Origin of the sequence: Vibrio sp. SBT000027 (assembly GCF_963894355.1) — a bacterium.
Classification (GTDB): Bacteria; Pseudomonadota; Gammaproteobacteria; order Enterobacterales; family Vibrionaceae; genus Vibrio; species Vibrio splendidus.
Genome location: NZ_CAWQGD010000004.1, coordinates 1,060,369 through 1,074,424, shown reverse-complemented (window position 1 = coordinate 1,074,424; position 14,056 = coordinate 1,060,369). Strand labels below are relative to the sequence as shown.

The 14,056-nt window shown below is 44.0% G+C and carries 14 protein-coding genes; 2 read left to right on the top strand and 12 right to left on the bottom strand.

Features of this window, described 5'->3' with window-relative positions; genetic code table 11:
• Positions 1 to 48 precede the first annotated feature (48 nt).
• The 12 genes from AACU28_RS14710 to nrfB form a co-directional block, all read right to left on the bottom strand.
• Positions 49 to 1,137, bottom strand: a complete 1,089-nt coding sequence (locus AACU28_RS14710) for a DUF1513 domain-containing protein (protein WP_004733383.1) — start codon at positions 1,135 to 1,137, stop codon at positions 49 to 51.
• Positions 1,127 to 2,188 carry an imelysin family protein gene (locus AACU28_RS14705; protein ID WP_102442543.1) on the bottom strand — a complete coding sequence of 354 codons (1,062 nt, stop codon included), beginning with the start codon at positions 2,186 to 2,188 and terminating at the stop codon, positions 1,127 to 1,129. The genes AACU28_RS14710 and AACU28_RS14705 overlap by 11 nt, the downstream gene beginning before the upstream one ends.
• A gap of 158 nt (positions 2,189 to 2,346) precedes the next feature.
• Positions 2,347 to 3,735 (bottom strand): di-heme oxidoreductase family protein, encoded by a 1,389-nt coding sequence (locus AACU28_RS14700; RefSeq protein ID WP_029405782.1) that lies wholly within the window; start codon positions 3,733 to 3,735, stop codon positions 2,347 to 2,349.
• 112 nt (positions 3,736 to 3,847) lie between these two features.
• Entirely contained in the window at positions 3,848 to 5,107 is a 1,260-nt protein-coding gene (locus AACU28_RS14695) for an imelysin family protein (protein ID WP_121603122.1), read from the bottom strand.
• 176 nt (positions 5,108 to 5,283) lie between these two features.
• On the bottom strand, positions 5,284 to 5,880 hold the full coding sequence (locus AACU28_RS14690; RefSeq protein ID WP_121603121.1) for a GTP cyclohydrolase II: 597 nt from the start codon (positions 5,878 to 5,880) through the stop codon (positions 5,284 to 5,286).
• Positions 5,881 to 6,129: 249 nt separating this feature from the next.
• Positions 6,130 to 6,306, bottom strand: coding sequence for a hypothetical protein (locus AACU28_RS14685; protein WP_004733378.1), 177 nt, complete (start codon positions 6,304 to 6,306; stop codon positions 6,130 to 6,132).
• Positions 6,307 to 6,395: 89 nt separating this feature from the next.
• Complete coding sequence (gene nrfF, locus AACU28_RS14680) at positions 6,396 to 6,836, bottom strand: heme lyase NrfEFG subunit NrfF (RefSeq protein ID WP_004733377.1); 441 nt, start codon at positions 6,834 to 6,836, stop codon at positions 6,396 to 6,398.
• Positions 6,833 to 7,387 (bottom strand): DsbE family thiol:disulfide interchange protein, encoded by a 555-nt coding sequence (locus AACU28_RS14675; RefSeq protein WP_121603120.1) that lies wholly within the window; start codon positions 7,385 to 7,387, stop codon positions 6,833 to 6,835. Before AACU28_RS14675 ends, nrfF begins: the two co-directional genes overlap by 4 nt.
• Positions 7,368 to 9,284, bottom strand: a complete 1,917-nt coding sequence (locus AACU28_RS14670; protein ID WP_121603119.1) for a heme lyase CcmF/NrfE family subunit — start codon at positions 9,282 to 9,284, stop codon at positions 7,368 to 7,370. The genes AACU28_RS14675 and AACU28_RS14670 overlap by 20 nt, the downstream gene beginning before the upstream one ends.
• Before the next feature lie 128 nt (positions 9,285 to 9,412).
• Positions 9,413 to 10,387, bottom strand: coding sequence for a cytochrome c nitrite reductase subunit NrfD (gene nrfD, locus AACU28_RS14665; RefSeq protein WP_121603118.1), 975 nt, complete (start codon positions 10,385 to 10,387; stop codon positions 9,413 to 9,415).
• 2 nt (positions 10,388 to 10,389) lie between these two features.
• Positions 10,390 to 11,076 (bottom strand): cytochrome c nitrite reductase Fe-S protein, encoded by a 687-nt coding sequence (nrfC, locus tag AACU28_RS14660; RefSeq protein WP_004733373.1) that lies wholly within the window; start codon positions 11,074 to 11,076, stop codon positions 10,390 to 10,392.
• A gap of 3 nt (positions 11,077 to 11,079) precedes the next feature.
• The gene (nrfB, locus tag AACU28_RS14655) at positions 11,080 to 11,664 is read right to left on the bottom strand and encodes a cytochrome c nitrite reductase pentaheme subunit (RefSeq protein ID WP_004733372.1); all 585 of its coding nucleotides are present in this window, start codon (positions 11,662 to 11,664) and stop codon (positions 11,080 to 11,082) included.
• A gap of 481 nt (positions 11,665 to 12,145) precedes the next feature.
• On the opposite strand from nrfB, the gene nrfA reads away from it, so the two are divergent.
• Together nrfA and AACU28_RS14645 are read left to right on the top strand one after the other, a co-directional pair.
• Positions 12,146 to 13,576, top strand: coding sequence for an ammonia-forming nitrite reductase cytochrome c552 subunit (gene nrfA, locus AACU28_RS14650; protein ID WP_017091593.1), 1,431 nt, complete (start codon positions 12,146 to 12,148; stop codon positions 13,574 to 13,576).
• A 126-nt stretch (positions 13,577 to 13,702) separates the two neighbouring features.
• Positions 13,703 to 14,047 carry a rhodanese-like domain-containing protein gene (locus tag AACU28_RS14645; protein ID WP_017078711.1) on the top strand — a complete coding sequence of 115 codons (345 nt, stop codon included), beginning with the start codon at positions 13,703 to 13,705 and terminating at the stop codon, positions 14,045 to 14,047.
• Positions 14,048 to 14,056: the final 9 nt, after the last annotated feature.

The following is a 14,056-nucleotide window of genomic DNA, read 5'->3' as shown; positions in this document are numbered from 1 at the left end:
TGGCAAAGAAATGGGAGTAAGCATGTTATTTTTAAGAGGCTTTATAAATCAGATTGAACTCCAATGGTTATCCCACTGGACCGATGATTGCTGAGTTGACTTCTCATAAGGCTTGCTCTGGCTTACCACACTTCCCGCCCCAGAGCTTAATCGAAACTCACCATCAAGCAGCACAGCACCAGAAGCATCAGATAATGCAGAGAGTTCTACTAACTCTTTGGTTTCTTTAGACCAAATACCGTAGCAGTTGCCTCTTGGTGAAGTCGCAATAATCCAATCATCTGACGCCGCAATACTTGCGATATAGTGATTGAATCTTGCCCATTGCTCAGGCTCTGCGTTCAGTGATTCAAACTGGCCTCCTTTAGTATGCATCGCCAATAGCGAAGGATACTCATCTGGTTCGCCACGATATTGCTGGCCACAAAGCACGGTTTCAGCACCATCATGGGCTAAGTGTCGAATGCTCAGCTTCTTATCCAACAATTCAACCTGATCAAGTAACACACCTTCAGGAGAAACATAACTCAAGCTCGGCTGCATCGAATCGAGGTTTTTCGGTGTTCTACCATCAGTATGAACGCCACCAACGCCGATCGCGAGATTACCATCCGGCATGATGATCACTTCATGAGGCCCAATACCAAAACCGCTGAACTCTTCGACCTTACGATAGCCTTGCGCGACATCGTAAACGCCAATCACACCTTGGCTGCTGTCCGTTTTCCCTTCAGTGGCATACAGTAACTTGCCATCTAATGAGTAAACGCCATGACCATAGAAGTGACGGTTGTTACCTTTCACGACCATTTTGATCTGCTGACCGTTTTTATAGTCAAACACCATAAAATAGTCACCAGGACGACGAGCAAAAACCACCGCATGTGATGAGGTAGGGCAAATCGCGACGCCATGACCACGATCTGGGATCGGCAGTTGACTCAATGGCATTCCATATTCGTCAGCCACAACCGCTGAATATTGACCTCGCCCATTCAGCGCACAACCGATTAATTGAGGCTCACTAGATGAGCTCACAGCACCAGAGCGACTAGCGCAGCCAAACGGAAGCAATGGAACAGCTGCACAACCCAGTGCAGCCTTGAGTAGCGTTCTTCGCGTAGTATCAGTCACCATCGGTAGCATTAAATCCTATTACCACGCCAAGCTCTATCGCCACTTCTTCATGAATGAGGTACTTCAAACGTTCTAGTTTGTTGTATTGAGTCAGCACATCTCTATAGCCCTCTTTGCTCTGCAATAACTCAAATAAGCTTGAGTCTGTAGGCCAAGTATCTAGCGTCAATGTGAACTGGTCAGCAACGCGATCAGCTAGGTCGTTTAAGCCCTTCTCTCTCAACAAGCCGTCTAGGCCATTGCCATCGGCAAGGTACAAATTCTGAAGTGCTGCTACATTCGCTTTTAGTTGAGTCATCGAGGTTTGTGCACGCCATGATTCTGAGAAGTAAGGGCGCGGATGACCAATTTTCGCCATCGGGCGACTCAGCTTTTTCATGCTGTAATCAAGTTGGTTGGTCAATAAAGCGATGTATTCCGACTCCCAGCGAGTCTCGTCTAGCGCTAACCAAGGGTTAACCTGCCATGCCTGTGCAATCGAAGATGACTTAATCGCTAAGTTTTCAGTAATCGCTTGTGATGATTGGCAACCTAGCGCTTTGTCTTGAAGCAGTGGCGATTGCTCGTCATAAAGCGACCATTCCAACGCACCTAGCCCTTGAACAGTCACACTCTGCTGTGCGATTTCGTCTTGAGTCCAAGCTTTGTTCTGCTGAGTTAACTGACGCATCTTAAGACCCGTCGTGTTCTTTTTGTCTGGCCAGAATTGAACATTCCAGCTCTCTTCAAGCGCTGCTGTTGGGCCTCTTTCTTGGCCTTGTAGTGCCATCCAGCTGTTCATGGTGAGCTGCCACTGATTTTTCAACGCATCTAGTTCTACATTGTTGGTTTGGCAATAACCCTGCATCAAGACTTCTAGCTCGTTGGCTTGCTTGGCGAATAGGACTGCAGAATCAAACTCTTGTTGATAGACACTGCGACTGATGTGGTCGGTCGTGTCTGCTTGATAAGACACACCGTTAACCTCAGATGAAGCAGCTTGCTCACCCGATGATTGGCAGCCTGCCATGATTAATACCGACAAAGGCATTAACAAAAATTTATGTGTCATGCTGTTACCTTACTTCCTAATTTTTCTTTTAATTATATGAGTTCATTAAATACGAAACGACCGCTGGACTCGTATTCCTACAAGTTCAGCGGTGCTAAGTGGTTTGATAGCGGCTTTCTTAAGTCATTAGCCGTTAACTAAACTGAATTCAACTCAGCCTATAACGAGTTTAAGAACGCCAATAACGCTTCACGCTCGCTGCTACTAAGAGCTAAAACGTTTTGTTTCGCCATTTCGGCTTCACCGCCATGCCAAAGCACAGCTTCCATAACATTTCTCGCACGACCGTCATGAAGTAAGAACGTGTGACCATTCACTTCTTTGGTATAGCCTAATCCCCATAAAGGTGTTGTGCGCCATTCTTGGCCATTCGCAAGATACTCAGGACGGTTATCCGCTAAGCCTTCACCCATATCGTGCAGCAACATATCGGTATATGGGCTAATTAACTGCTTAGACAGTGCCGGTAAGCCTTCACGCTCTGCCGTGCGGAATTCAGCTTGGTGACAACTTTGACAACCCGCGTCTTTAAACAGCTTTTTACCCTGAACAACGACTGGATTGTCGACATTACGACGAATAGGTACCGCTAGATGCTGCGAATAGAACTCAACAAAATCTAAGATGTTGTCGCTGACTTCTGGTTTGCCACCATTTGGAAAATCATCACAAGTGGATTGCGCTGATGTGCAGTTTTCATTCGGGAATAAACGACTCGTTAAGCCCAAATCACCGTTAAACGCCGCCGCATTTTGCTGCATTAGGTTTGGCTGTCCAGCTTTCCAACCAAAACGACCTAGAGCCATTTCGTTGGTTTGAACATCGAGAACATAGTTAGCTTTACCTGAAATACCTTGTTTGTCGGCCAATTGCTGATCAGCAAATCCAAGAATCGTTTCTTTTGAAATGCTCTCCAGCAGACCAAGGCCAATCATTGGCGGCGCAACGCGCGCAGAAAACTCTGTTTTAGGGTGCATCTCGCCAAAAGCAAGATCAGTAATCTTTAGGGTTGGTTTACGCAGAGTCACGACTGTGCCGTCTTTGAATTCAACCGGAACATCTGTGTAGCTGATGTTCACTTTACCCTCTGGTTTCACACCTTGAAGCGCGAAATCTTGTAACTGGCCGCCGTAAGTCGGTTCTGGAATACCACCATCGCGAATGAAAGCTTGTCTCTGCTCTGGCGTTTCGGCTGGGATACTTAAGCGAACCAACATTGAAACCGCGTTCTCATCGCCTTTTTCAGGCGCATGACCACGACCATCTTTAATATGGCAGTTTTGACAACCGTTGGTGTTGAATAGTGGGCCTAACCCATCACGCGCATCGGTTGATGAGGGTGCAGGTACCCAAGGATTTCTAAAGAAGCTGTTACCAACACTGAAATCCAAGCGTTTGCTCATTGGTAAGTTGGCTGCAGGAAGAGAAAAAGCATTCGCTCCCTCTTTCTTCACAGTCGTTTTACCACCAGAGTAAGTTTCATGGGCATGTAATGGCGATAAGAAAAACAGTGCGGTTAATAGTGAGGCTGATAGATACGACTTCATACATTGCCTTGCTGTGTTTTTGATTTTAGTTTTTATTTGGGAGTAACTTTCATGAGTAACAAACAATTAAGGGCTCAATGAGAGCCCTTACATTAGTTTTGGCCTCGGGTTCTTAGAACTCGTGATCAGCCGTGTCTGGGTTAAGGCTATCAATACCAATAACACCAGCAGCACGCTCGATTGCAGCAGTTTGAGACACTAGAGCAACAATTGTTTTGTTTACTAGTGCATTACCTGCAGCGTTGTCAGCAGCAATTAGCTGATCGAAGTGCTGGTTATTTGTCTCTGCAGAAACAACAAGCTGACCAACTTGTGCACGTGCTAGATCAAACTGCTTTTGAATCTCTTTCGCAGCTTGCTCGTCTTTTTGTTCAACTAGGTCAAACAGGCTAGGGCCTGAAAGTAGAGAACCATCTTCACGCTTGTACAAGCCAGTGTATACGTTGTAGATACCTTGCTCGTTGTAGTAGTGAGAGTTGTGCGTGTTATCAGAGAAACAATCGTGCTCGTCTTCAGTAGAGTTTGCTTCTAGTGCAACCTTCATACGCTCACCCGCTAGTTCACCTAGAGACAGTGAACCCATGCCAAATAGCATTTTACGTAGGCCGTTGTCGCTAGATTCAGAAAGAAGCTCTTGACGGTAGTTACCTTTCTCGCCTTCAGCCCACTGTTTTTCCATCCATTCTAGATCTTGGATAAGCAATTCAGCTGATGCTTTTAGGTATGCGCCACGACGGTCACAGTTACCGTTAGTACACTCAGCGCCAACAACGAAGTCAGTGTAAGCACGCTCACCTGCACCGCTGTTTGTGCCGTTTAAATCTTGACCCCAAAGTAGGAATTCAATCGCGTGGTAGCCAGACGCTACGTTTGCTTCAGAGCCACCGATCTCGTTGAGATCTGCAATTAGTTCTGGAGTAATGTTGGTTGCGTCTACCGTTGTCTGACCAATTTGGAAAGTTTTATTAGCAACGATGTTTGCGCTAGCGCCTTCGTTACCAAGCTCATATTGGTAATCAGTCGAAACGTAATCGATTAGGCCTTCATCAAGTGGCCATGCGTTCAATTGGCCTTCCCAATCGTCAACAACAACGTTACCAAAGCGGAATACTTCTGACTGTTGGTAAGGTACGCGAGACTCAAGCCAAGCTTGTTTTACTTGTTCGAAGTTGCCAGCAGAAGGAGAAGCTAAGAAGGTATCAATAGAAGAGTTCAACGCTTTTGCTGTAATTACGGAATCTGCAAACACGGCATGAGCAATATCTGCGTAATGTTCTACAACTTGATCTTGAGTTACTGCTGCGAAAGAAGAAGCAGAGGCAAAAAGGAGTGACGAAGTTACGGCTTTTGTCACTAAAGATTTAATAGTCATGAAGCATCCTTGTTGAGCTTTAAATTATTATTCGTAGTAATAGTGCAAACCATTATCATTTGCACTACGGATTGGAATAATACAAACTTACAATTTTATTGCAAGATAAATACAAAAAAACCTCACATATGTGAGGTCTTTAAACATTTTTATGTTAAGCGCAACAAAGAGACTAATCAGATATCCAGATTATGCTTACCGTGTGAGACTTTTGCCTTCAGGTAGCTTTCATTACCCGACTTAACATGAGCAGAGGTGTTCACCACTTCTTCAATCTCAATACCAAAAGATTTCAGCTCATTGATTTTCTTGGGGTTGTTAGTGACTAGGCGAATTTTTGTGGTTCCTAAAGCACGAAGCATTTCTGCCGCTTCAGTAAAATCACGCAAATCATCACCGAAACCTAGATGGTTATTGGCTTCGTAAGTGTTCATACCTTCACTTTGCAGGCGGTATGCATCGATTTTATTGTACAAACCAATACCACGACCTTCTTGGCGTAAGTAAAGAATCACTCCACCCATCTCACCCATAATTCTAATGGTTTCGTCTAGCTGCTCGCCACAGTCACAGCGAGAGGAATGGAAAACATCACCAGTCAAGCACTCAGAGTGCATACGAACAAGAGGTATGTCTTGTGTCTTGTCTGCTGATTTAAATATCACAGCAACATGCTCTTTATCTGTTTTCAATCCATGAAAAGACAGAAGTTCAGCATCAATACTGCTTGTTACCCCTACTTTGAAATCTATTCTGGCACGCACTTCCGCCATAGCTATACTCACTTGAAAATTCGATGTATTTAACAACACTACATTATATGTCTAGGCAATATTTTGTAGCTAACTATCTAATGATAGACACTATGAGGCTGTTAACAATTTTTTTCAAGGTCGACCATGCACTAATTGTTATATTATAACAATAATTTTTCAGGTAAGAAAAAACCCCACATTGGAATGACCAACATGGGGTTATAAATTAATCAGTTGCGGCTAAGGCTACGATTTTTTACAGAACGATCAACTTACTTGAGTTTGCTTCCAGATGACAAGCTGAACCCAAGCGTTCTCTAATTCGTTTAACTCTTCTTGAGTAAGCGTAGAAATGCTCGACTTTGCACTGTATTTTTCTGCCCATTTGTCAGATCGGACACGAGTATGGAACTCTTTCTTTAAATTTGAGATTACGTTATCCACAGATACATCCTTATATAACAGTGCTTAGCCTTTATAATCCTTTAATGTTACAAAATACAGGTCAATTGGTAAACAGTAATACATAATTTTTATGAGCTCTTTCTAACACTTTTTACTGATAAATATATAAATAAGAGAAATAATACGCTCGGAAGTAGCCAAAGTAATAAGTTTGAAACACTCATTGCTGGTTTATAGAGCACAAATTCACCGAACCTTTCCGTCATATATTGAGTAATTTCATTATTACTCTTCCCTGCTTTCACCATATTGAATACAACGAGGCGTAAGTCTTTTGCAATTGGAGAGTTCGACTCAATCAGATTTTGATTCTGGCATTGCGGGCAACGTAGGGTTTTTGCCAATGTAATAGCGCGCTGCTGCTGTTCTGGGTTTTCAAACTCAAACAGTTCAACTTGAATACTCGTGTCCTTATTACTGGCTGTAAACAGATCTTCTGCCAAAGTCGGAAAACTAATAACCATAAGCGTAGACAGCACAACGAGTGCTTGTATTAAAGGCTTCATCATCCATTCGCACCATCAAAATACATCGCAAGTTCTTCTTGCCACACTGATTCGTTGATCACGCCCAGTAACTTCTTAATGATTTGGCCGTCAGCGTCGACCAGATACGTTTCAGGAGTACCGATTACGCCGAGTTCTAACGCTAGCTTACCTTGAGGATCACTGATCACCGTTGAGTACGGATTGCCATCGCTCGATAACACATTGATCGCTGCCCCGGAGTTATCTCGATAATTGAGCCCAACAATTGGAATACCTTTATCATGAAGTTTGAGCAAAAAAGCGTGCTCAGCTTTACATATACCGCACCACGAAGCCCATACATTAACCAGTTGATAAGGATGCTGAGTGACATCAGCCAACGTAATTTCCTGTTTACTACTGATGCCTTCACTATTCGCTAACGCAGTAGATATGAATTCTGGGAATGCCCTTTCTTGCTCCGACACAATCGTCGATTGCTGCTTATTATTGAGCGCAAAGGCAAAACCCAACACCACCATTAATGCCAAGATAATTAACGTGATGAGCTTGTTACGAACGCTGGTATGCATACTGTGACGCCTTAACGGTTTTCTTTTTACGATGAGTCAATGAGAGTAAAGCGCCAAGAATGGAAAACAACCCACCAAACCAGATCCAGCGCGCATACGCCTTGTATTGCACTCGAAACGCATAAGCGGTGGAATCTACTTTCTCGCCCATGGTGATATAAACATCGCCATGCCAGAACCACTTCATTGCAGGCTCACTCATGTTCATGACTCGAACTTGGTAGTGTCTTCTTTCTGGCGCGATGGTAAAGCTTTTATCGTCGGCATCTAAGTTTAGTATCGCCTTCTCTGCGGTAAAATTTGAGGCGACATAAAGCTCAGTATCACGATGAGAAAGCGTCCAATCCATGAACTCTACTTGTGCGCCCGGGCTTAGTTTATAGCTGCGCTCAAATGAGTGATAGCTATTCATTGCAGCACCTACAGCGAGTACTGCAACCCCGACATGAGCAAAGGTCATCACCCAGACTTTGCGTTGGAACTTAGAACTTCGGGTAACCACTAAGCCGTAAATATGCGTCAGTAACACCCAGAATGCGAGGCCCCAAGTCAGCAGTGCCATCACTTGGGTCTGCTCGACTTGCAAAGCGTAACAGGCGAACCCTAGACCAATAGATACTAGAGCGATCAGCGTAATAACACCTTTAGTCGCTTGAGGTTTAATACTCAGTAAAGGGGCTAAGCCGACGACGGCTAACGCAAGCAAAGCCAAAGGAGCAATCAACAGATTAAAGTAAGGCGCACCTACCGATATGTTCCCCAACCCAAGCAGTTCAAAGACCATTGGATAAAACGTACCAAACACCACAACAGCGGTCGCCAGTACAAAAATGAGCACCGCGACTAGGCTTAAAAAGCTCTTACTCGCGAAGCTAGTAATCGGGTTAGATTCAAAAGACTCTCCTCTGATGATAAGCAGAGAAAATGAGCTCACCAGTACCAACACTAATATAAGTAGCAGTGCGATACCTTTGGTTGGGTCAACAGCAAAAGCATGCACCGACGTTAATACGCCAGAACGAACAATAAAGGTGCCTAAGATACTCAAACAAAACGTAATGAAAGCAAGGCTGAGAGACCACTTCAGAAGCTGTTGTTTGCCCTTGGCAACGCCTAAGCTGTGCAGTAAAGCTGTTGAAGTAAGCCACGGCAACAAGCTTGCATTTTCAACAGGATCCCAGAACCACCAGCCGCCCCAGCCTAATTCGTAATACGCCCACCAAGAGCCAAGAATGATCCCTGCGGTTAAAAAGATCCAAGCGACTAGACACCAACTGCGACAATGGGCAACCCAATCAAACTCAATAGGATCAACCAGCAAAGCGGCAACTGCAAATGCCAGCACCACAGAAAAGCCGACATAGCCAAGGTAAAGTAATGGAGGGTGAAAAATCAGGCCGACATCTTGCAACATTGGGTTAAGGTCACGCCCTTCTAGCGGCAAGATCGAGTTCATTTCAAATGGATTTGATGCGAATAACGTGAACCAAGCAAATATCGCGAGCAATAGATTCATTACCCACAACACACGGCTTTGGTATTCATTCGAATAGTGTTTTTGTAAGGCAATAACGCCAGACCAGACGCTGATCGTCAGTACCCAAAACAACAAGGAACCTTCATGGCCTGCCCATACGGCTGCAAGCTTAAAAAATGAGGGTAATTGAGTATTTGAATGTTCAGCGACATAGAGGATAGAGAAGTCATCACTGACAAAGGCATAGCCAAGCAATGCGACAGAAGTGAGAGAAAACAATGCACTTGAAAGAGAGAAACTGCGGACTAAACCTATATTTTGCGTCCGTTTGTTTAGCATTTGATAAAACGAATGCACACCAATAATGCTACTGAGTACAGCAACCAACACTAAACTAAACAGCCCCAAAGAACCGACCATATCACCTCAATAAGGCTCCGCTTGAGCAGAGCCGATCTGAACACGCATCTCATGTTTGTTTAAAGCATGTTCATTAATAAGCAGATATTTAGTATCCAACATCTGCTCACTAATAAACTTGAGCAAAATTAAGCTATCGTTAACTGCCCTGCATAAAGAACAAAAGTTCGTAGCATCAATACGCCCATTAGGCTTAGCGAAGTCACGGAGAAAATATACACCGAGCTATGGCGGATTGAGGTTGGTGTAACGGCATTCAGCAGCAACGGTAAAACCATACCGACACCGATGACACCATACCAGAACCAACTCGCCCAGAAACCACTGCCTATTGCGTTCCATACTGCTTGCTCACTTTGACCACCAGCGAAGATAAGCCCAGTAAAGAAAGTAATTAGAACAAACAATTCAAACATCACGACTGGACGTTCGAATCCGTGAATCCATGAAATAGTCGGGCTATGAGGTGATTCTTTAAAGACCAGCACACCAAATAAAATACACGCCGCCGCTCCCGAAGATAAGCTCGAGAATAAGAACAAAATCGGCAGCACTGGGTTATTCAATAGTGGGAAAGTATTTAAAGCTGAAAGCAAGAATCCGGTATAAGCAGCAAGCATAAGAGCAAGAACAGCTAAGAATATTTCCAGAGCATTCTCAAACACTTCTAATTTGGCAATCCAATTACCGACAAAATCAAGTCGCCCTTTTAGCCATGCTTGATCATTCAAGAACACGACTATTTGGTCTCTAAATATAATGCCGATCCAAAGGAATAAGATCACCATATATACTTGGAATAAGATCACACCCATCGACATCACAGACGTTGGATTATAGAAGATCATGATCTTCCAAAAGGATAACGGTTTTGTCAGGTGGAAAACCAAGATAAGCAGACCTGAAATGATCCCAAATGGCGCAAGAAAAGCCGTGGCCTTTAACACACCATTATGAGCAGGATCGCCTTCAATAACCTTACGCTTTAGGTAAATGGAGATCATTACGGCACCCGCCGACATCCCCGCGAGAAATAGATAGATTGCTATAATCCAGTCCCATACCACCGTACCAGACTGAAAAGCTGCGTCCCATGCACTCATAATCAAATCTCCCCTTTTTGGTGTGGCACTTTATAGAGTTTTGGCTGAGTACCTAGATAAGCTTTATCTCTGTAAACCACCTCAGATTGAAGCACCTGGTTTATCTCACTCTCAGGGTCATTTAGATCGCCAAAGACCAGCGCATTGGTCGGGCAAGATTCGACACAAGCAGGCAACTTCCCTTGTGCAAGATTGGTATCACGACAGAAGTTACATTTATCTGCGGACTTGTTCTCAGGATGGAAAAAGCGCACTTGATATGGGCAAGCCAATAGACAATAACCACAACCGACACACTTCTCTTGATGAACGTCGACAATGCCGGTTTTTTCATCTTTGTAGGCCGCGCCTGTTGGGCAAACCATCACACAAGGTGCGTTATCACAATGCTGGCAAGAGTTACGAGTAAAACGGTAATCAACATTGGGATATTCGCCTTGGGGCTCACTCTTAATAATTTCTAAGCGCGATACACCTTCAGGTACTTTATTTACTTCACGACATGCTTCGGTACAGGCGGTACAACCAATACAAGCGGTTTCGTCATGAATCATTCCATAACGTTTAGTGCCATCTTCTTGAACATTAGCTAGCGTCTTGCGACTTGTTACTGCCGCAGTTCCCGCTACACCTGTGGTAAAAATAACGGCACCAGCGCCTGCTAAAAAGTTTCTTCTTGAGCAGCTCATAGATTACTCCTCTTCTTTCTTCTGGTTGAAGTCTGAATGGCAATCCACACACAGCTTGATGGTTTGCTTCTTATCTAAGCCCAACACCTTTGCTTCAGTCGCATGAACATCATGGCAGTTTGAACACGTTAAGTTTTGCGCGTGAACATCGTGAGTCCAACTCGCTTCACGCAGATCATCAGGCTTGTGACAATCGATACATTGGCTATTGGCATCTAAAATTAAGCTAGGGTCTAGGAAAACCTTTTCAGTTCCCGGTTGTGATTGAGCCTCGCGATACTTCACCACTTCAGGCGCACCTTCACGGTGATCGGGGCTAATAGAACTATGACAGTCGGTACAATTTACTTCGCGGCCAAGCAAAGCGTGTGCACTTTCACCATGTGAACCCAATACCGTTTCTTTTGAATCTTTATGGCATTGAACACACTTGTAGTCTTTGTCGCGGATTAATTCGACTTCATGTCTTGTTGATTCTCCTACTGGCGTAACAGCAGGCTCAGCAACAGCATGAATGGAATAACCATAGAGGCAGAATGCTAGAAGGGATTTAAGCATTATGACTATGGCCAATTTAATATTGCCCATTTTATCCTTTCCTTATACCGGCATTATTTAACTCTCAACTAAATAATATTCCGGTTAAACAAAAGTACCCTTAAACGATATTATTACCGCTTAAATGATATCAATTCTTATTTTGGATAAGCCACAACGCTTTCTATAGTTAGAATATACCTCTAATTGGGTAATACGAAATTTGGATGGGTTAATCTGTGAACGCAATCACCCTATTTATATCATGGTCAATTTAGGTAATTGATTGTTATATATGATAATAATTCTCAATTAAATTTTAATAACACTGCCCACCAATACCCCTTTAGGGGTATATAAACTTCAACGTGATTGAAGTCACTACCATTAATTGATCTAAGACAAGCTATATCCAACACGTAACAAAATGTGTTTGTTTATGAATTAATATAAACAGGAATTCTCCAGTTCTTAATTTGAATAGCAAACTCACAACGCTTGGTATAAGAATCAGTATATTGGAGATATCACTGTGAAAAAGCATTGGATACGTAATTCGGTCACAGCACTATTAATGGTTAGCGCATCACTAGCAAGCGCGACCAGTTTTGCTGCGTCTGAACAAAAAGAAATTGGCGATCCTCGTAACGACCAGTTCGAGCAAAACCACCCAGATCAATATCATTCATGGAGACAGACTTCAGAAAGCGAAGTTATTGAAGACGCACTAAAAGAAGATCCCAACATGGTTATCATGTGGGCTGGCTACGGCTTCGCAAAAGATTACAACAAGGCACGTGGTCACTTTTATGCGATTGACGATGTACGACAAACGCTTCGTACTGGCGGCCCAACAGACGAAAGCTCAGGCCCAATGCCAATGGCATGTTGGAGCTGTAAGAGCCCAGACGTAGCACGTGTTATTGAAGAACGTGGCGAAGATGGTTACTTCGAAGGTAAGTGGGCGCGTCTTGGCAACGAGATCATTAACCCTATCGGCTGTTCAGACTGTCACGATACCAAAAGCGAAGGCTTTAAAAATGGTGAACCAGCACTTAAGGTGACTCGTCCTTACGTTGAACGTGCATTTGAAACGATTGGTAAAAAGTTTGATGAACAAAGCCGCTTAGACCAACAAGCTTCTGTTTGTGCTCAGTGCCACGTGGAATACTACTTCACAGGGCCAACCAAAGGTGTGAAATTCCCTTGGGACCAAGGTACAACCGTTGGTGACATGGAACGCTACTATGATGCAATCAACTTTAAAGATTGGACGCATAAAGTATCGAAAGCACCCATGCTGAAAGCACAGCACCCAGGTTTCGAAACATGGCGCGAAGGCATCCATGGTAAGAACAAAGTCGTTTGTGCTGACTGTCATATGCCGAAAGTGACCAAAGAAGATGGCACTGTTTATACCGACCATAAAGTGGGTAACCCATTCGACCGCTTCGAAGATACGTGTGCAAACTGTCACACTCAATCGAAAGAAACCATGCGTAACATCGTTTCAAGCCGTAAAGCACAAGTTCTGAACATGAAGCTAACTGCTGAGAAACAAATCGTAGCCGCTCACTTTGAAGCAGGCGCGGCATGGGAAGCGGGTGCGACAGAGCAAGAGATGGAGCCTATCCTACTGGATATCCGTCACGCTCAATGGCGTTGGGACTACGCTATCGCGTCTCACGGCATTCATATGCATGCACCTGAAATCGCTCTAGAAGTGCTAGGTACTGCCGTTGACCGCGCCGCGGATGCTCGTACTAAGATTGTTCGTCTACTGGCGAAGAAAGGCATCACCGATCCAATCGAGATTCCAGATATCTCGACAAAAGAAGCGGCTCAAAAAGCGCTTGGAATGGACATGGATAAGATGAACGCTGAGAAACAACACTTCTTAGACACGGTTGTTCCTAAATGGGAAGAGCAAGCTGAAAAGCGTGAAGCCAACTACGAATACTAGTTTCTTCAATTAGACCATTACGTAAAAACCAGTCACACTATTGTTGTGTGGCTGGTTTTTTTAGGTTTTGGGGGAATACACATCAATATCGCCCCCCGATCCACTCGCCAATTCAAGGGATAAACAATGAAAATCTTACTTTCGCTTTCGGCATTATGTATTGCACTACTCAGTTCAGGCGTTCACGCATCTGAGCGTGCTGAGACAGGGTGGGAATTAATAGAGAAAGGTGCATTAGTGGTTGATGTCAGAACACCTGCAGAGTTCGAACAAGGGCATCTAGATAACGCCATCAACTACCCTCTTTCTGAAGTGGCTACTCACTTTGCTAAGATAGATAAAGACCAACCCATCGTGTTGTATTGCCGCAGTGGCAATCGTTCAGGGCAAGCTTATCAATTCTTGCGCGCTCAAGGGTTTACTCAAATCCACAATGCTGGTGGCTTAATCGAAATGCAGGAAAACCAATAGTCTTCGAAA

What these genes read in the sequence shown, in the direction of transcription:
- AACU28_RS14710 (WP_004733383.1), bottom strand. Translation starts at nt 1,137, where the DNA reads ATGGTGACTGATACTACGCGAAGAACGCTACTCAAGGCTGCACTGGGT.
- AACU28_RS14705 (WP_102442543.1), bottom strand. Translation starts at nt 2,188, where the DNA reads ATGACACATAAATTTTTGTTAATGCCTTTGTCGGTATTAATCATGGCA.
- AACU28_RS14700 (WP_029405782.1), bottom strand. Translation starts at nt 3,735, where the DNA reads ATGAAGTCGTATCTATCAGCCTCACTATTAACCGCACTGTTTTTCTTA.
- AACU28_RS14695 (WP_121603122.1), bottom strand. Translation starts at nt 5,107, where the DNA reads ATGACTATTAAATCTTTAGTGACAAAAGCCGTAACTTCGTCACTCCTT.
- AACU28_RS14690 (WP_121603121.1), bottom strand. Translation starts at nt 5,880, where the DNA reads ATGGCGGAAGTGCGTGCCAGAATAGATTTCAAAGTAGGGGTAACAAGC.
- nrfF (WP_004733377.1), bottom strand. Translation starts at nt 6,836, where the DNA reads ATGATGAAGCCTTTAATACAAGCACTCGTTGTGCTGTCTACGCTTATG.
- AACU28_RS14675 (WP_121603120.1), bottom strand. Translation starts at nt 7,387, where the DNA reads ATGCATACCAGCGTTCGTAACAAGCTCATCACGTTAATTATCTTGGCA.
- AACU28_RS14670 (WP_121603119.1), bottom strand. Translation starts at nt 9,284, where the DNA reads ATGGTCGGTTCTTTGGGGCTGTTTAGTTTAGTGTTGGTTGCTGTACTC.
- nrfD (WP_121603118.1), bottom strand. Translation starts at nt 10,387, where the DNA reads ATGAGTGCATGGGACGCAGCTTTTCAGTCTGGTACGGTGGTATGGGAC.
- nrfC (WP_004733373.1), bottom strand. Translation starts at nt 11,076, where the DNA reads ATGAGCTGCTCAAGAAGAAACTTTTTAGCAGGCGCTGGTGCCGTTATT.
- nrfB (WP_004733372.1), bottom strand. Translation starts at nt 11,664, where the DNA reads ATGGGCAATATTAAATTGGCCATAGTCATAATGCTTAAATCCCTTCTA.
- AACU28_RS14645 (WP_017078711.1), top strand. Translation starts at nt 13,703, where the DNA reads ATGAAAATCTTACTTTCGCTTTCGGCATTATGTATTGCACTACTCAGT.